Genomic DNA, 16,954 nt, shown 5'->3' with positions numbered 1-16,954 from the left:
AGCGCGCACATCTCAATCAGCAGCCAGGGCGCCCCGGAGAGCCGGACGGCCACTCCTAGTCAGCCACTGAAGGCAAGGACCCATAAGCCACATCCGGCCCTCCCGGGCCGCCCAACAACTTACGGAGGGCCCATGACGCTCCCCGGCCCGAACCTGGACGACCGGCGTTTCCAGGGGCTGGTGGACGAGGCCAAGCGGCTGGTGCAGCAGCGCTGCCCCGAGTGGACCGACCACAACGTCTCCGACCCCGGCGTCACCCTGATCGAGGCCTTCGCCACCATGGTCGACCAGCTCCTCTACCGGCTGAACCGGGTGCCGGACAAGAACTACCTGGCCTTTCTCGACCTGATCGGCGTGCGGCTGTTCCCGCCGACGGCCGCCCGCACCGAGGTGACGTTCTGGCTGTCCGCCCCGCAGCCCGAGCCGGTGGTGATCGCCGCGGGCACGGAGGTCGCCACGACGCGCACGGAGCAGGAGGAGGCGATCGTCTTCACCACCGCGCAGGAGCTGGTGGTGGTGCCCTGCACCCTGGACCGGATGGTGGTGTGGCCGCTCGGCGGCGAGGTGGCCGACCGCACCGAGGAGCTGGACCTGGGGCGCGACGTGCCCTGTTTCTCGCCCGCCTGCACGCCGGGCGACTGCCTGTATCTGGGGCTGAGCCGGCCGGTGCCAGGCGGGGTTCTGGTGCTGCGTCTCGACTGCGCCGTCGAGGGGGTCGGCGTCGACCCGCGCCGGCCGCCCCTGCTGTGGGAGGCGTGGGACGGGGACAGCTGGGAGCCCTGCGAGGTGGAGGCGGACGGCACCGGCGGCTTCAACAAGGCCGGGGATCTCGTCCTGCACCTGCCGCGGCGGCACGCCGCCTCGGTGACGGCCGGGCGTTCCGCGGGCTGGGTGCGCTGCCGGCTGCTGCGGGCCGCGGCCGGCCAGCCGGCCTACGTGGTCTCCCCCACCATCCGCAGGGCCACCGCCTTCAGCATCGGCGGCACGGTGGAGGCGGCGCACGCCGAGCCCGTCACCGAGGAGGTGCTCGGCACGTCCGACGGCCTGCCGGGGCAGAGCTTCCCCCTGGAGCGGGCGCCGGTCGTCCTGGGCGAGGAGCCGTTCACCGTGGAGGTGGCCGAGGGCACCCGCTGGGTCGCCTGGACCCGGGTGGACGACTTCGCCCACTCGGGCCCGGCCGACCGGCACTTCACGCTCGATCCCCACGCGGGCCGGGTGGACTTCGGGCCCGCGGTGCGGCGGCCCGACGGCTCGGTGGCGCTGTTCGGGGCGATCCCGCCCGAGCGGGCGGCCGTCCGGGTGCGCGGCTACCTGACGGGCGGCGGCCGGCGCGGCAACGTCTCGGCCGGTGCCCTGCGCATCCTGCGCAGCTCGCTGCCCTATGTGGCGCGGGTGGGCAACCGCCGCGCCGCGCTGGGCGGGGTGGACGGGGAGACGGTGGACAACGCGCGGCTGCGGGGCCCGATGACCCTGCGGACGCTGCACCGCGCCGTCGTCCCCCACGACTACGAGCAACTCGCCCGGGAGGTCGCGCCGGACGCGGCGCGGGTGTGCTGCGTCCCGGCCGGGGAGGCGGGGGCGGGCGGCGCGGCGGCGCCGGGCGAGGAGGGCGTGGTGCGGCTGCTCGTGGTGCCGGCGGGCCGCGCCGACGCGCAGGGGCGGATCAGGTTCGAGGAGCTGATCCCGCCGGAGAACACCCTCGCGATGATCGCCTCGTACCTGGACGAGCGGCGGCTGCTGGGCACCCGCCTGGTGGTGGAGCCGCCGTTCTACCGGGGGGTGACGGTCGTGGCCAGGGTCCAGGCGGCCCGGGGGGAGGCCACCGAGGTGCTGCGCGACGAGGCGCTGGCGGCCCTGTACGGCTACTTCAATCCGCTGACCGGCGGCCCCGAGGGGCAGGGCTGGCCCTTCGGGCGGCCGGTGCACGCGGGCGAGGTGTTCGCCGTGCTGCAACGGGTGCCCGGCGTGGACCTGGTGGAGGACGTGCGGCTCTTCCCCGCCGACCCCGTGACGGGGGAGCGCGCCGAGGCCGCCAGCCGCATCGACCTGGACCGGCACGCGCTGGTGTTCTCCTACGAGCACCAGCTCCGGGTGAGGGGGGCCTAGTGCGCGGCCTCGTTCCCGGGCTTCCCTCGCCGCATCCGCTGGCGGCGCAACTGCCCGCCGTGTACGCCGATCACGACTTCCTGCGGCGTTTCCTCGGCGCCCTGGACGAGGTGCTGGCCCCGGTGCTGCTGACGCTGGACAACCTGCCGGCCTACCTGCATCCCCGCACCGCTCCCGAGGACTTCCTGGCCTGGATCGCGGGCTGGGTGGCGGTGGAGGTCGACGGGGAACGGCCGCTCACCCAGCGGCGGGCGGTGGTCTCCGGCGCGGTGCTGCGGCACCGGATGCGCGGCACCCGCGCCGGTCTGGCCGCGGTGGTGCGCATCGAGACCGGCGCGGAGCCGGAGATCACCGAGAGCGGCGGCACCGCCTGGTCCGCCTCGCCGGGCAGCCCCGCCCCGGGCTCGGCCCGGCCCTCGGTGACGGTGACGCTGCGGGTGGCGGAGCCGGGGCGGGTGGACCTGGCCCGGCTGGAGCACCTGGTCGCCGAGGAGACGCCCGCGCACGTGGCCTCCCGGGTGGAGATCCTGCCGCTCGGCGGGGCCCCCGGGGCCGGGGAAGGCGGGGACGGCGGGGGAGGCGACGGCCCCGCACCGCGGCACGCGCCCGGGGCCGCACGGGACGTCGCACCCGGCATCGGGCGGGACGTCGGGCGGGACATCGCAGAGGACATCGCACGGGACGTCGCAGAGGACATCGGGCGGGACGAGGAAGGCGAAGCGTCGTGATCTGCACCTCCTGCGGGCACCGGAATCCGGCCGGCACCCAGTTCTGCGTCTCCTGCCGGGGCTTCCTGGACTGGGAAGAGGGCGGCGAGGCCACCGAGGCGGGGCAGGCGGCCACGCCGGGGCCCGCCGCCCTCGCGCCGCCGGTGGCGGCCGCGCCCGAGCCGCCCGGCGTCCCCGCCGCCCCGGCACCCCCACCGCCTTCGGCCACCCGGCCGGGCCCGGCGGCGCAGCCGAACCCGGCGGCGCAGGCGCCGCCGACGGCCCCGCGGGTTCCGGCCGCGGAACGTGCGGCCGTCGCGCCCCGGCGCCCCGGCGAGCGGGCACCCCAGGCGGAAGGCGAGGGGCCCGCGCACCGGCCCGAGCAGCTGTCGGCCGAGGCGCCCAAGGCACCGGCCGCCGCGCCGCCGGTGCGCTGCCCGCACTGCGCGGCGGAGAACCAGCGGGGCCGCGCGCTGTGCCGGCGCTGCGGCGGGCTGCTCACCGAGGCCGCCGCTGCCGCCCCGCCCCGCCTTCCGTGGTGGCGGCGGATCTTCCGCCGCCGCGCCCCCGAGCGGCTGAGCGCGGGCTCCCGGCCGCAGACCAGGAGGCGGCGCCTGTTCCGGCTCGTCCTGCCCGGCGTTCTGGTGGCGCTGCTGCTCGGCGGCTGGCTGGCGCGGGACCCGATCCGGGAGCTGTTCTCCGAGGCGGTGGAGCAGACGACGGAGCAGGAGGCCCTGCACCCGGCGCGGGTGGGCGCCTCCAGCGAGTCCGGGGAGCACACGGCCGCCGCCGCCTTCGACGGCTTCCACAACCGGTACTGGGCGCCGGACGCTCCCGGTGAGGCGACGGGCGAGTACCTGGAGGCGGAGTTCGAGGAGCCCGTCGAGGTGCGGACGATCCTCGTCACGCCGGGCAGTTCGGCCAACCAGGACGAGTTCCTCCGCCAGGCGCGGCCGGCCTCCCTCACGGTGACGCTGCTGAGCGGCGCGGAGGAGGTCGCCACCGAGACGCTCAGCCTCAAGGACGAGCCGGGGGCGCAGACGTTCTCCGTCCACGGGGCGGACGTCGACCGGGTGCGGATCACCGTGGACTCGGCGTTCGGCACCGGGGACGGCCGGCTGCTCGCCCTGGCCGAGGTGGAGTTCTTCGGCCGCAGGTGACCCGGGGCGGGCGCCGGCCCGGCGGCGGCAGGGGTCAGGCCAGGAGGTCCAGGTAGGGCCCGAACTCCGCGGCCAGGGTGAGGCGGCCCAGCTTCTGGTACTCGCGCTGCACGCCGTGGATCAGGTCGGCCATGGTGACCGGGCGGCCCGCCTCGGCGGCCAGGTAGGCGGCGGTGACGGCGGCGGAACGGATGTTGCCGCCGGCCAGTTCGAAGGACTCGGCGCAGAAGTCCAGGTCGAGATCCGGGGCCTGGGGCAGGGCCGCTCCCAGGCAGCGCCGCCACAGGGTGCGGCGGTGGGCGGCGTCGGGCAGCGGGAAGTCGACGACCAGGTCCAGGCGCCGGGTGAAGGCGTCGTCCAGGTTGGCGCGCAGATTGGTGGCCAGGATGGCCAGGCCGTCGAAGGTCTCCATCCGCTGGAGGAGGTAGGCGCTCTCCACGTTGGCGTAGCGGTCGTGGGCGTCCTTGACCTCGGAGCGCTTGCCGAAGATCGCGTCGGCCTCGTCGAACAGCAGCACCCCGTTGATGCCGGCGGCCTCGGTGAAGATGCGTTCGAGGTTCTTCTCGGTCTCGCCGATGTACTTGTCGACGACGGTGGCCAGGTCGACCGTGTAGAGGTCGAGGCCGAGATCGCCCGCGATGACCTCGGCCGACATGGTCTTGCCGGTGCCCGAGTCGCCGGCGAACAGGGCGGTCACCCCGCGCCCCCTGCCGCCGCCCGGGCGCATGCCCCACTCCCCCAGGACGCGGTCGCGGTGCCTGGCCCGCGCCGTCAGCTCCCCGAGCTGCGCCAGGGAATCGGGCGGCAGCACGAGGTCGGCCCAGCCGACGGCCGGTTCGATCCGGCGGGCCAGCCGGTCGAGCCCGGCCGCGTTCTGCGCCCTGGCCCCGGCCCTGACCTGCTCCTCCGTCAGCCGCCCGCCCGCCAGCACGGCCTCCTGGGCGGCGCTGCGGGCGGCGCGGGAGACCTGGCCGGGGGTGAGCACGAACGGGGAGAGCAGCCGGCCGAGGTCGAGCCCTTCGGCGGGCGGGCCGTCGTAGGCCAGGCGCCACAGCCCGGCCCGCGCGGCCGGCCGCAGCGGCGGCGCGTGCAGCACCAGCGGGGGCCACAGGGACCAGCCGGCGTCCCAGGGCACGTGTCCCACCAGCAGGACGGGCAGCGAGGGGAGCGCGGCGTCGGCGAGCGCCCTGAGCTGGTCCCGGTGCTCCCTGGCGAGGGCGTCGACGGGGCCCGCGACCAGTCCGGCGCCGGTGAGGCGGGCCTCGCGGGCGAGCACGCCGACGGCCTCGGCCGGCCGCGGGTCCCGGGCGAGGCGCTCCAGGTCGGCCCGGAGCGCGGGGCGGCCGGCCCGGGCGAGGGCGGCGGCGGCCAGCGGGGCCGCGGCGCCGCCCTGCTCCTCGCGCAGATAGGCCAGGCGGAGCCCGCCGTTCAGGGACCTGGCCAGCGCATCGGCCAGGGAGGGGTCCAGGGGCGCGCCTGGGGCGCCGTCCGCGCCGAAGGCCGGGCTCTCCTCGCCGGCCGTCAGGAGGTCCGCGATGCGGTGGTCGGGCGTGTCCTCGCCGAGGAGGTGGGCGGTGACCCGGTCGGGTACCCGCAACGCGCGGCCGAGGAAGGGGCGTTCCTGGTCCTCGACGAGGAGCAGGCCGCCGGAGCGCAGCGGCGCGCCCGCGTCCAGCCTGGCCCGCGCGGCGGCGTCGGCGGGGGAAAGGCCGCACAGGCCCAGGGCGAGCCCGATGCTCGGGCGCCGGCGGGTGACGTCGTCGTTGAGGTAGCCGTAGAACCTCTCGAAGCGGTCGTCCAGGTCGGGGAGGAGGGCGATGAGCAGGATCTCGACGTCGAGGGCGGTGAGGGCGAAGGCGGCGGCGAGGCCGTGCAGCCGGGTGGGCCCGGCCGCCGTCGTGGCCGCCGCCTCCGCCTCGGCCTGCCCCGCGGCGCCGGCCGCGTCGGGGGCCGGGAGCGCGGGGCGGCCGTGGTCAAGCAGCCGGCGTACGTGCTCCTCGTTGAGGTAGAGGCCGCGGAAGGCATCGTCGGGCGCCGGGTCCTCGCGCCGCCTGGCGTCGACGGCGCGCCGGACGCGCTGCTCGACCAGCAGCGCGCGGGCCAGCAGATGGCGCAGGCTTGGATCGGCGCCGGCGGCGTGGCCGGTGCCGGTCACGAACCGCGGCCCTCGGCGACCCGGGAGGCGATCCCCCGGCGGCGCCCGGGCGGCGCCGGCGGGTCCTCCCCGTCCTCGCCCGCGGCGGGAGGGCCGGGCGGCCTGCCGTAGACGGGCAGGGCGGGGGCGGTCTCGGGGAACGGGGGCGGCGGCGGGGTGGGCGGCAGGCCGGCCAGGCCGATCCGCAGGCCCTCGTCGGTGACCTGGGGTCCGGCGGGGAAGACCGGCGAGTCGGTGACGGGGACGCCGATCACGAGGTCGAGGGAGGGCTTGAGTTCGCCGCCGAGCGCGTTCCACACGTCCGCGAAGGAACGGTCGGACGGCGGGGGAAGCGCGATGGTCATCGGCACGGGGAGGCCGAGTTCGCCGAGCGCGCCCGTCAGGTGGGCGGCGGGCAGGGCGTCGTGGCGCAGCAGGCAGGACAGCACCGCGGAGAGCAGGCGGTGCTCGTCCTCGGGGCGCCTGGTCCAGGCGGTGACCAGGTAGGACAGCGTGAAGTAGGTGGGCGGGCGGCGGCGGGCGACGACGGCGCCGCGGGCGTCGTACTCGTTGAGCAGGCCGCGCCCGCGGCGCCTGGTGTCCTCCCTGATGTCGTAGAGGTAGACGTCGATGGTGGGCGCGTTGACCTTGGCGGCCCAGTCCCGGGTGGGTGCCTCGAACACGATGCCGACCGGCGAGTTCGCCATGACCTCGGCGCGGAACAGGGCGCGCAGTGCTTCGTCGACCTCGTGGATCACGGGCGGGCTCCTTGTCTCCGTGCTCAGCCCCGGCCCGCGAAGTCCGGCGGCTGGAGGGCGCGCGGGACGACCAGGACCGCGTCCGCCGGCGGGCGGGGGAAGTCGTGGCCGGGGACGGTGGCGGTCAGGGTGCGCTCTCCGAGCAGGTCCCGGCGCAGGATCGGCACCTGCGCCTCGAAGGTGCCGTCGGGGCCGACGCGGAGGGGTGAACGGGCCGCGGTGATGCCGCGGTCCCAGTCGAGGGTGACGGTGGCGCGGGGCGGGAAGTCCCGGCCGCGGGCGATCACCACCTCGCCCGGCTCGGCGACGGCGGGGGTGACCGTCAGCTCGGGTTCCAGGACGGTGAGCCGGGCGGAGTCCGCGTTGTCGCCGGGGTCCGGGTCGGCGGGCCTGCCGGTCACCCTTGCCGTCACCGGGCCGCGGACCGGCAGGTCGTAGCGGGCCGTCTGGGTCACCGTGAGCCGGTCGCCCGGCGCGAGGGAGCAGGGCGCCCCGGCCGTGCAGCCGGAGGGCTCGCCGAGCGCGCGGTCGCCCGGGGTGGCCTCCTCGCCGGTGAGGCGGGGCCAGGCGGTGGTGAGCAGGACGTCGGCGGCGTCGGGGCCGGCGTTGGTGAGCGTGTACGTGGCCGTGACGGTGTCTCCCGTGTAGCCGGGTTGCGGTTCCAGGCTGACGCTCACCGCGACGTCGGCCATGGGCTCGCGGCCCTGGGGCGGCGAGGCGGGCGGCGTGCCGGGCTCGGTGGGCTCGGGCGACTGGCTCGGCTGGGGTGTCTCCGAGGGGTCGGGCGTCTCGGAGGGGTCGGGCGGGTCCGGCGGCAGGACGGTGAACGTGGCGGTGTCGGTGCCGGTGTTGCCCGCCGCGTCGGTCGCGGTGCAGGTGACCTCGGTGTCGCCGACGGGGAAGAGCGAGCCCGAGGGCGGCACGCAGGTCACCGCGAGGTCGCCGTCGACGGCGTCCACGGCGGTGGCCGGGTAGTCGATCGTCGCGCCGGCCTCGCCCGCGGCGTCCACGATGCGGTCGTCGACGGTCACCACGGGCGGCTCGACGTCGTCGACCGTGATGTCGATGCGCTCCTGGTAGTAGTCCGGTATCCCGTCGGCGGAGGGGGCGCGGCCGTCGAGCAGGAACTGGAGCGTGCAGCTGACGACCTGTCCCTGGGGCGCGTCGCCGGAGAGCCGGATGGTCTCGGTGAAGGCGGCGGTCTCGCCGCTGGTCACCGTCCGGCTCACCGGGTCGAGGGTGACCGTGAGGGCGGGATCGCAGGCCAGGATCTGGTAGCCGACGGTGACCGGCAGGTTGGTCAGGCCGCGCAAAATCGCGCCGACCGTGGCGCCCGAGTCGATGCCGGTGAGCAGGGAGCCGCCGGTGGCCTCGACGACCCGGGTGGCCTGGCCGGTGAGGGGCATCTCGCCGGTCGCGGGGTGGTCGCCGTTCAGCCCGTCGGCGTACGGGCTGTTCACGTCCACGGCGACGACGCGGGCGTGCACCCCGTTCAGCGCCGCGATGGCGTCCTCCATCGTGTGCCCGTCGCTGGGGTCGTGGCTGGAGGCGTCCCCCACCAGCACGATGATCGGCGTGGAGCCCTCGCGGAAGGTGCCGGCGGCGCCGCCCGCGACGCGCCACAGCCCGTTGACCCAGTCCTCGGGGGTGTCGCCGCCGCCGGTCGGGGTGATGGCCTCGATCCCGGCGCGGACGGCCTCGGTGTCCTGGGTGAGCGGCTGGAGCACCTCGAACGCCAGCTGCTGGTCGACGAGGTCGCGATAGGTGGCGACGGCGAAGCGGGCGTCGGGCTGGGCGTCGAGCACCCCGCCGGTGATCGCGTTCAGGTTCTCCCTGATGCCGAGTTCCTCCAGCACGTTGCCCATGCTGCCGCTGCCGTCGACCAGCAGCACCACGTCCGGCCGGGAGGGAACCACCGGCGTGGCGACCCGCTTGTCGACGACGAGGGTGCCGCCGGGGTCCAGGTGCTCCGCGACCAGCGGCGGATCGACCACGTCGCCCGGCTCGGCGGCGCCGCGCCCGGTGGTGACCCACACCGCCGCCGTCACCAGCAGCAGGAAGGCGAACAGTGCACCGAGCCCGCCCTTTCCCCACCTGGCCGCCCGGTGCGGACGCAGCAACACGCGCACGTGACACCCCATTCGAAAAACGGCAGGCCCAGGGCCTCTACGGTGGCGCGGAGTTTCCCCGGCCGCAGCGGGGTTGAAGCCAAGCCTTCGGGTAATGCGAGATGCCCGAAACGGCCGGAGAGAACGTCAGATCAGTCCGTGGCGCAGCGCATATGCCACGGCGTGCGAGCGATTGCGCAGGTTCAGCCGGACCATGACGGCGTGCAGCACGTTCTTGATGGTCCGCTCGGAATAGGAGAGTTTCAGTGCGATATCGGCCGTGTCGTACCCCTCGGCCACGAGTTTCAGCACCTCGGTCTCGCGGACCGAGAGGCCGGTGAGGTTGAGGCCGCGCGGGCCGAGCACCTGTCCCTGCATCCGGCCGACCTGCACCAGCAGGCTGCCCAGCAGGTCCGGCGGGACGTACCCCTCGCCCCTGGCGGCGGCCGAGATGACCCGCACCATCCGGTCGGAGGTGGCCTCACGGCGCCGCAGCACGCCGATGAACCCGCACTCGGCCGCGCTGACCAACTGCTGTTCGTCGATGTGGCTGATGATCAGCACGCCGCGCGCCGGGGTGCTCTGCCGGATGCGGCGCAGCATGCGCAGCACGTCCTCGTCGACGGTGTCCTCGATCACCATGACGACCTGCGGGTCGCCACCCCCGTCGGTCTCGACGAGCAGGATCTCCGGGCGTGCCCGGAGCTGACTCGTCGCGCCCGCATGGGAGAGGGGATCGGCACTGCGAAGATCCACCCTCACCCGCTCCCCCCCAGTCAGGTTCATGCATCATCCCCTCACGCCAGATCGGCCGCTATAGCGCCCAAAACGCAGAAGTGACGGACCGACACCGCGACTTCGGCGAAGGCTCACAAAAACTTTACGGCCGGCGGGGGTAGTTGAGTATGGCAAAGCGGGAAACCCACGTTGCCCAAAAGGGTTCCTGTCCGGCCGCTGTCCCGCGCGGGGGCGCTCGTACCGTGCAGGTCATGACTGTATCGGCGAGCCTGGACCTCGATTCCCTCACCGTCGAGCCCGGCGGCGAGGCGGTGCTCGGCATCCGGGTGCTCAATTCGGGCACCACCGTGGAGCGAGTCGGGTTCGAGGTGGCGGGACCCTGCGCCGCGTGGACCACGGTCGCCCCCGAGTCGCTGTCGCTGTATCCGGGCGCCTCGGAGTCGGCGACGGTCACCCTGCGCCCGCCCCGGGACCACACGGTCGCCCCCGGCCCGGTGCCGCTCGGCGTGCGGGTGGTGCCGACGAGCGGGCTGAGCGAGACGGTGGTCCCCGAGGCGACCGTCACCGTGCTGCCCTTCACCTCGCTCACGGGGGAGCTGGTGCCGCGCGGCTCACGCGGCCCCCGGCGCGGCCGGCACCGGATCGCCGTGGACGGCAGGGGCAACACGCAGGTCACCGTGCGGCTGACGGCCCAGGAGGACGGCGGCCGGGTCCGGCTCTCCTGCGCGCCGGAAGAGCTGAACGTCCCGCCGGGCGAGGCCACGTTCGCCCGGCTGCGGGTGCGGCCGGCCAAGCGGCTGTGGCGCGGCGCCCCCGTGCTGCACCCCTTCCAGGTGGTGGCCGTCCCCGTGGAGGCGGAGGGGGTTCCCTTCCACGAACCGCTGCTGCTCGACGGCACGTACGAGCAGCAGCCCCTGCTGCCGCGCTGGCTCCCGCGGGCGCTGCTGGCCGCGGCGGCGGCGATCGCACTCGCGGTGGGCCTGTGGTTCTCGGTGCTGCGGCCCACCGTGCGCTCGGCCGCCCGCGAGGCGGTCACGCCCGAGGTCATCGCCGAGGCCCAGGAGGAGATGCAGGAGGAGCAGCGGGAACGGGAGGAGGCGGCGACCCAGGGCAGCGGCGGCGCCACCGGCGGGGCCGGGCAGGAGGACGGCGGCGCCGCGCAGGGCGGCGCCTCGGCGGGGGCGGCCACGGGCGGCGGCGGGGAGACCGGCGGCGCCGAGGGCGGCACGGGCGGCGCCCAGGGCGCGGGCTCGGCGGCGACGCCCACCAGCGCGCGGGGCGAGGCCGCGGACGCGGTCGGCGGCGGCGCCACGGAGAGCACGGTGTACCAGGTGCCGGAGGGGCAGGTGTTCCGGCTGACCGACATCGTGGCGCAGAACCCGCAGGGCGACGCGGGCAGCCTGGTGCTCTCCAGTCAGGGCGCCACGCTGTTCAACCTCGCCATGGAGAACTTCCGCGACTCCGACTACCACTTCGTCACCCCGATCGTGATCCCGGGCGGGGCCACGATCAGCGTCTCCCTCGACTGCCGCGAGGTGGGGGTGCCCGTGGGCGGCCCTGAGCCCTCCGCCTGCCAGGAGGCGGTCTTCCTCAGCGGCGGCCTGGCTCCGGCCGAGGGGGCCGCGGGCTGAGCCTTCCCGGCCGGCTCGTCAGGCCGTTTCCTCCGCTTCCTCGGCGTCCCCCGCCTCCCCTGCCTCCCCTGCCTCCCCCGCCTCTCCGGCTGTCCGCTGGGCGAAGGCGCCCTGCGCCACGGCGGGTTCCGTTTCCTCCTCCTCGCCGGGGGCGGCCTCCAGGCGCTGCGCCGCGGCGCCGGCGGGTCCGGCCGGAGCCGGTTCGGCCCGAACGGGCCCCGGGGCCTCCACCACCTGCTCGGCCCGGGCCGCGGCCTCCCGCTCGAAGCGGTCCGCGGGGTCGCTGATCCGGATGCCGCCGGGCGCCTCGGTGCCCTCGACCGGTCCGCTGCGCTGCTGGACGACGTGGGCGAGCTCGTGGGCGATCGTCCTGCGGCCCTCGGGGGTGGCGGGCGCGTACGCGTCCTGCCGGAAGACCACCTGGTTGCCCACGGTGTAGGCGTGGGCCCCGATCTCCCTGGCCGAGGCGTCGGCCTCGGCGCCGGTGTGCACCCGCACGTCGGAGAAGTCGGCGCCGAGCCCGGCCTCCATGTCCGCGCGGGTGCCGGCGTCCAGCGGCCGTCCCGCGCCGGACGCGAGCACGCCGTGGACCAGGGACCGCCCGCCGTTCTCCCGCCCGCCCGGCTCCTGCCCGTCGTTCTCCTGCGTGGCCGACCGCTGGAGCAGGCTGCCCACCGCGCCGTTGCCCACCGTGCGCTGCAGCGTGCGCAGCCCGGCGGGGCCCAGCACGTCCCCGCGTCCGGCGACGGCGGCGCGCAGCAGGTGGGCGGTTTCGGCGGTGCCCGGCCCCGGCAGCGCCCTGGCCGGGCGGGCGCCGTCCTCGTGCGGCCCGTGCTCACGGCTGTGCATCGGCGACCCCCCGGGAACGTGACCGGCACCTCTCCTGCGCTCAGGCCAGCGTGACGCACGGCAGGCGAGCCGTCCAGCTCCGCGCCGGACGGGCCCGGGGCACGGCTCGCTGCCCCTTGGGGCAAGGGGCGCCAGGCAGCCGGGGATTCGGCCGGGGAACGGGCCAGCGTCCCACCGGGACACGACTTTTGCGGCGCCGGTCCGGGCCCGAAAGGCGTTCACCCGCCAAACCCTTTGTTGCCTTTCTCACAACCACTCGGCCGCGCCGGAAAAACACGCCAAGTAGCGCAAGCGTAAGGGAAGTTGACAAAGCGCCAGGAGCGACGGAGGATCGCAGGCGTCGGATCTTCGACGCATGCGACCGGCTGTGAGAGCGGATGGTACACATTGACGGCTTCAGTGGAATTGGCGTCCCTCCCGAATGGTCTTGAGCTCTACACGGAGAGCCCGACCGAGGCGGAATACCTGTACAAGGAAATGTACGAGCACGGCTGCTACGACTCGTTTTCGCTGCCGGACGACCCGTTCGTGCTCGATGTCGGGGCGAACATCGGCATGTTCAGCCTCTACACCAAGCAGCGTTATCCGACCGCCGAGATCATCGCGTTCGAGCCCATTCCGGTGACCCGCGACATTCTTCGGCGCAACATCGCGTTGCATGGGCTCACCGGCATCACGGTCGAGGACTGCGCGCTCGGCGAAAAGGCCGAGAACGACGTGGTCTTCACGCACTACCCGAGGCTGCCGGGGAATTCGACCCGCTATCCCGAGCAAAAGCAGCTCCAGATCGACGTGTGCCTGCGGCTCTACCCGGAGGACGACACGATCGAGCAGCACCAGGGCTACGAGGTGCACGTTCCCGTCGACCGGCTCTCCCGGCGCCTGCCCGCGGGGCGCCGCGTGGACCTGCTGAAGGTGGACGTCGAGGGCGCCGAGTACGAGGTGCTCCTGGGCATCGACGCGGCCGACTGGCCCCGCATCGACCGGCTCATCGTGGAGGTGCAGGACCTCGACGGCCGCCTCGACCTCATCTGCGGCTTCCTGCGGGACAAGGGCTACCGCACCGAGGTCGGCCCGAGCCCCATGGTCGAGGAGGAGATCCTCACCTTCCTCGTCACCGCCGTCCGCGAAGGACTCTGAACCGCACCGGCACCGATCCCCACACCGGCACGCCGCCGCCGGGCCCGCCGCCCGGCGGCGGCGTTCGCCTGCCCGCCCCGGGAGACGGCGGCACACCTCCACGCGCGTTCCGGAAACGGCCGGGTTTCGCGGCTTTCAGCGGCCCCGCGCCCGCCTCGCGCCCCTTTTCTCCCGGGTTCCTTCCGGGTTCCTTCCGCGTTTCTTCCGGGTTCTCGCCCGTTCCTTCCCCATCCCTTCCGTGCCGCCGGCCCCTCTCGCGGGGCGCCCCGGATCGGGCGTCAGGCAAAAAGTCCCACTGAGACATCGGACAACGCCCCTGAACAGGGCACTCTTGACGCGTCCACAGCATGATCTTACCGTTTTTGCGACCTCGAGCCGGCCGCTGGCTCGTGGAGAGACGGAGTCACTGCGGGATGGTGTCAACGCCCAGGCGCCGCTTACGGCCACTGATCGCAATGCTCGTTCTGTCCCTGCTCGCGCTGGCCGCGTGCGGAGGCGGGGACGACGCCTCGGAATCGGGCTCCGCCTGCGCCCCGTCAGGCGAGAAGGTGACCATCGACTTCTGGTCCTGGGTGCCCGGAATCGAGCACGCCGTGGAGCTGTGGAACGAGCAGCACCCCGACATCCAGGTGAACCTCAGCAAGGTGCCCGACGGACGGGCCGGAACCTACCAGAACTACAACAACGCCATCAGGGCCGGCCGGGGCACCCCCGACCTCGGAATGATCGAATACGACAGGCTCCCCGACTACCGGCTGCAGAACGCCCTGGAGAACATCGGCCCGTGCGGGGCCGCCGCCGCCCGGGACCAGTTCGTCGACTACACCTGGCCGCTCGTCACCTTCGGCGAGCAGGACGCGGTCTACGCGGTGCCCGAGGACACCGGGCCGATGGTGCTCTACTACCGGGCCGACCTCTTCGAGCAGTACGGCATCGAGGTGCCCCGCACCTGGGAGCAGTTCGCCCAGGCGGCCGACGAGGTGGCCGCGCGCGGCAACGGCGCCCACCTCACCAACCTCGCCCCGGTGGACTTCGGGGGCTGGTTCGCGGCCCTCGCCTGGCAGAACGGCGCCCGGTGGTTCGACTGGGACGACGAGGGCTGGACCGTCACCATCGACGACGAGCCCACCCGCCAGGTCGCCGACCTGTGGCAGCAGATGATCGACAACGGCGACCTCAGCGAGGTGCCCACCTTCACCGAGGAGTGGAACCGGGCGCTGGCCGAGGACCAGCTCCTGAGCTGGGTCGGCGCCGCGTGGGGCGGCAAGCTGATCGAGCTGGGCGCGCCCTCGACCGAGGGCAAGTGGGCGGTCGCGCCCCTGCCGCAGTGGCAGGAGGGCGCCCAGGCCAGCGCGAACTGGGGCGGCTCCACCTACGCCGTGTTCGAGGGCTCCGACCACCCCTACGAGGCCACCCAGTTCGCCCTCTGGCTCAACACCCACCCCGAGTCGGTGGCCATCCTGAACGAGGAGGGCGGCGCCTACCCGGCCGCCGCCGACGGCACCCGGCTGCCCGCCCTCACCGGGCCCCAGCCGTTCTTCGGCGACCGGGACATCTACCAGGTCATCAACGAGGCCGCCGGCAACATCGACCACGACTGGGTGTGGGGCCCCACCATGAGCACCACCTTCTCGACCCTGGAGGACGAGATGGCCGGCGTGCTCGACGGGGCCCAGAGCTTCCGGGACGCGCTGGACGCGACCCAGCGGGAGACGGTCGAGGACCTTCAGGCCCAGTCCTTGACGGTGACGGAACGTTGACCGGCCACGCGAGCCCGGCCGCCCTCCGGGGCGGCCGGCGCCGGTCCCGCACGGCCATCGCCGGATTCCTCGCCCCCTTCGCCCTCCTCTTCCTCGCCACCTACCTGGTCCCCGCCGGGTACGCCCTGTACAAGAGCTTCTTCGTCGTCGAACGGGACGGCCCCTTCGGCACGCCCCACGACGTGTTCGGCGGGCTCAGCAACTACACCAAGGCGCTCGGCGACTCCGAGTTCCTGCGCGGCATCGGCCGGATGCTGCTCTTCGGGGTCGTGCAGTACCCGCTGATGGTCGCGCTGGCGCTGGTGCTCGCCCTGCTGCTGGACACCAGGTCCGCCCGCCTCCAGCGCCTCATGCGGCTCATCTACTTCGCCCCCTACGCGGTGCCCTCGGTGGTGGCCGCCCTCATGTGGGGCTTCCTGTACTCCCCCGGCCTGAGCCCGTTCACCGAGGGGCCGGGCGGCCTGGGGATCGACGTCGACTTCCTCGGCACGCACGCGATCCTGTGGTCCATTGCCAACGTCGTCACCTGGACCTACTGCGGCTTCAACATGATCGTCCTGGTCACCGCGCTGCAGACCATCGACCGCGACCTGTACCGGGCCGCCCGGGTGGACGGGGCGAGCGACTGGCAGATCGTGCGGCACATCAAACTCCCCCTGCTGCGCCCGGCGCTGGTGCTGATCACGGTGTTCTCGATCATCGGCATCCTGCAGCTGTTCACCGAACCGCAGGTGCTCAGCACGCTCACCGGCAGCATCACCAGCGACTACACCCCGAGCCTGGCCGCCTTCAACGAGGCAGGCGCCAACAACTACAGCTACGCGGCCGCGATCTCGATGATCCTCGCGGTGGTCACCGCGGTGCTGTCCACCGTGTTCATGCGGATCGCCTGGCGGAACCGATGACGGCCGCCCTCCCGCCCGCCCAGGGGCGGCTGCGCTCCCTGGCGCCGCTCGTCGTGCTGACGGCCGCCGCCGGATACTTCCTGCTGCCGCTGTGGTGGCTGTTCGTCGCGTCGACCAAGTCCCGCGGCGACCTGGCCGTCACGCCGGGGCTGTGGTTCTCCGACCTGGCCCTGTTCGGCAACCTCAAGGACCTGTTCACGCACGAGGACGGCGTCTACGTGCGCTGGCTGGTCAACACCGCCCTCTACGCCGGCCTCGGCGCCGCGCTCGCGACGCTGTTCTCGGCGATGGCGGGCTACGTGTTCGCCAAGCACCGCTTCCGGGGCCGGGAGGCGGCCTTCGGCGTGGTGCTCGCCGGGGTGCTGGTCCCGCCCGCCGCGCTGGCCCTGCCGCTGTTCCTGCTCTTCAGCTCGGCCGAACTCACCAACACCTACTGGGCGGTGCTCGTGCCGAGCGCCGTCAGCCCGCTGGGCGTGTACCTGGCCCGCGTGCAGGTGGAGGCCGCGGTGCCGGACGAGCTGATCGAGGCCGCCCGGATGGACGGCGCGGGCGAGTACCGGATCTTCTTCGCGATCGTCCTGCGGCTGGTCCGGCCGGCCCTGGTGACGATCTTCCTCTTCCAGTCCGTCGCCATCTGGAACAACTTCTTCCTGCCGCTCATCATGCTGACCGACTCCGACCTCTACCCCGTCACCCTCGGGCTGTTCAGCTGGAACACGCAGGTGCTCGGCGACCCCGACCTCACCCGTCTCGTGGTGGCCGGCTCGCTCGTGTCGGTGGTGCCCCTCGCGCTGGCCTTCGTCTCCCTGGAGCGGTACTGGCGCGGCGGCCCCCTCGCCGGCGGCGTCAAGGGCTAGCTCCTCGCCGCCCCTGCCACCCCTCGCCGCCCCCGGCTCGTCCCAGGACCCCGGTCCCGGGACGAGCCGGACCGGTCGACTCCCCCGCCGGGACGGCCCGT

General features: G+C 74.3%; 13 protein-coding genes. 8 read left to right on the top strand and 5 right to left on the bottom strand.

Translation table 11 applies throughout. The features are described from left to right. Window positions 1-132 precede the first annotated feature (132 nt). The 3 genes from D7294_RS10245 to D7294_RS33080 are packed head-to-tail and all read left to right on the top strand — an operon-like array spanning window position 133 to window position 3,973. Entirely contained in the window at window positions 133-2,106 is a 1,974-nt protein-coding gene (locus D7294_RS10245) for a putative baseplate assembly protein (protein WP_120677832.1), read from the top strand. Beyond that, window positions 2,106-2,834: a phage tail protein gene (locus D7294_RS10240; protein ID WP_120677830.1), complete on the top strand. Its 729-nt coding sequence runs from the start codon at window positions 2,106-2,108 to the stop codon at window positions 2,832-2,834. The genes D7294_RS10245 and D7294_RS10240 overlap by 1 nt, the downstream gene beginning before the upstream one ends. After that, window positions 2,831-3,973, top strand: a complete 1,143-nt coding sequence (locus tag D7294_RS33080) for a discoidin domain-containing protein (protein ID WP_241562236.1) — start codon at window positions 2,831-2,833, stop codon at window positions 3,971-3,973. Before D7294_RS10240 ends, D7294_RS33080 begins: the two co-directional genes overlap by 4 nt. A 34-nt stretch (window positions 3,974-4,007) precedes the next feature. Here the strand turns inward: D7294_RS33080 and D7294_RS10230 are convergent, their stop codons facing one another. The 4 genes from D7294_RS10230 to D7294_RS10215 all read right to left on the bottom strand — a co-directional run bounded on the left by D7294_RS10230 (window position 4,008) and on the right by D7294_RS10215 (window position 9,729). After that, complete coding sequence (locus tag D7294_RS10230; protein WP_120677828.1) at window positions 4,008-6,128, bottom strand: ATP-binding protein; 2,121 nt, start codon at window positions 6,126-6,128, stop codon at window positions 4,008-4,010. Continuing rightward, window positions 6,125-6,865 (bottom strand): Pvc16 family protein, encoded by a 741-nt coding sequence (locus D7294_RS10225; RefSeq protein WP_120677825.1) that lies wholly within the window; start codon window positions 6,863-6,865, stop codon window positions 6,125-6,127. Before D7294_RS10225 ends, D7294_RS10230 begins: the two co-directional genes overlap by 4 nt. A 23-nt stretch (window positions 6,866-6,888) precedes the next feature. Further along, on the bottom strand, window positions 6,889-8,988 hold the full coding sequence (locus D7294_RS10220) for an HYR domain-containing protein (protein WP_241562235.1): 2,100 nt from the start codon (window positions 8,986-8,988) through the stop codon (window positions 6,889-6,891). A gap of 132 nt (window positions 8,989-9,120) precedes the next feature. Beyond that, on the bottom strand, window positions 9,121-9,729 hold the full coding sequence (locus D7294_RS10215; protein ID WP_241562234.1) for a helix-turn-helix transcriptional regulator: 609 nt from the start codon (window positions 9,727-9,729) through the stop codon (window positions 9,121-9,123). A 233-nt stretch (window positions 9,730-9,962) separates the two neighbouring features. Between D7294_RS10215 and D7294_RS10210 the strand changes: the two genes are divergently transcribed. Next, the gene (locus D7294_RS10210; RefSeq protein ID WP_174248312.1) at window positions 9,963-11,342 is read left to right on the top strand and encodes a COG1470 family protein; all 1,380 of its coding nucleotides are present in this window, start codon (window positions 9,963-9,965) and stop codon (window positions 11,340-11,342) included. A gap of 18 nt (window positions 11,343-11,360) precedes the next feature. Here the strand turns inward: D7294_RS10210 and D7294_RS10205 are convergent, their stop codons facing one another. Continuing rightward, a complete protein-coding gene (locus D7294_RS10205) occupies window positions 11,361-12,191 on the bottom strand; it encodes an eCIS core domain-containing protein (protein WP_120677819.1) in 831 nt (276 codons plus the stop codon). 399 nt (window positions 12,192-12,590) lie between these two features. Here D7294_RS10205 and D7294_RS10200 point away from each other — a divergent pair, with 399 nt between their 5' ends. The 4 genes from D7294_RS10200 (at window position 12,591) to D7294_RS10185 (ending at window position 16,853) form a co-directional block, all read left to right on the top strand. Further along, window positions 12,591-13,331, top strand: a complete 741-nt coding sequence (locus D7294_RS10200) for an FkbM family methyltransferase (RefSeq protein WP_147450807.1) — start codon at window positions 12,591-12,593, stop codon at window positions 13,329-13,331. A gap of 455 nt (window positions 13,332-13,786) precedes the next feature. Next, window positions 13,787-15,091 carry an ABC transporter substrate-binding protein gene (locus D7294_RS10195; RefSeq protein WP_158674602.1) on the top strand — a complete coding sequence of 435 codons (1,305 nt, stop codon included), beginning with the start codon at window positions 13,787-13,789 and terminating at the stop codon, window positions 15,089-15,091. After that, window positions 15,088-15,996 carry a carbohydrate ABC transporter permease gene (locus D7294_RS10190; protein ID WP_120677813.1) on the top strand — a complete coding sequence of 303 codons (909 nt, stop codon included), beginning with the start codon at window positions 15,088-15,090 and terminating at the stop codon, window positions 15,994-15,996. The genes D7294_RS10195 and D7294_RS10190 overlap by 4 nt, the downstream gene beginning before the upstream one ends. After that, on the top strand, window positions 15,993-16,853 hold the full coding sequence (locus D7294_RS10185; RefSeq protein ID WP_120677811.1) for a carbohydrate ABC transporter permease: 861 nt from the start codon (window positions 15,993-15,995) through the stop codon (window positions 16,851-16,853). The genes D7294_RS10190 and D7294_RS10185 overlap by 4 nt, the downstream gene beginning before the upstream one ends. Window positions 16,854-16,954: the final 101 nt, after the last annotated feature.

It is taken from the genome of Streptomyces hoynatensis (genome assembly GCF_003626535.1).
Lineage (GTDB): Bacteria > Actinomycetota > Actinomycetes > Streptomycetales > Streptomycetaceae > Streptomyces > Streptomyces hoynatensis.
This window is presented reverse-complemented; position numbering and strand designations above follow the sequence as displayed.

What these genes read in the sequence shown, in the direction of transcription:
- D7294_RS10245 (WP_120677832.1), top strand. Translation starts at nt 133, where the DNA reads ATGACGCTCCCCGGCCCGAACCTGGACGACCGGCGTTTCCAGGGGCTG.
- D7294_RS10210 (WP_174248312.1), top strand. Translation starts at nt 9,963, where the DNA reads ATGACTGTATCGGCGAGCCTGGACCTCGATTCCCTCACCGTCGAGCCC.
- D7294_RS10205 (WP_120677819.1), bottom strand. Translation starts at nt 12,191, where the DNA reads ATGCACAGCCGTGAGCACGGGCCGCACGAGGACGGCGCCCGCCCGGCC.
- D7294_RS10195 (WP_158674602.1), top strand. Translation starts at nt 13,787, where the DNA reads ATGCTCGTTCTGTCCCTGCTCGCGCTGGCCGCGTGCGGAGGCGGGGAC.
- D7294_RS10185 (WP_120677811.1), top strand. Translation starts at nt 15,993, where the DNA reads ATGACGGCCGCCCTCCCGCCCGCCCAGGGGCGGCTGCGCTCCCTGGCG.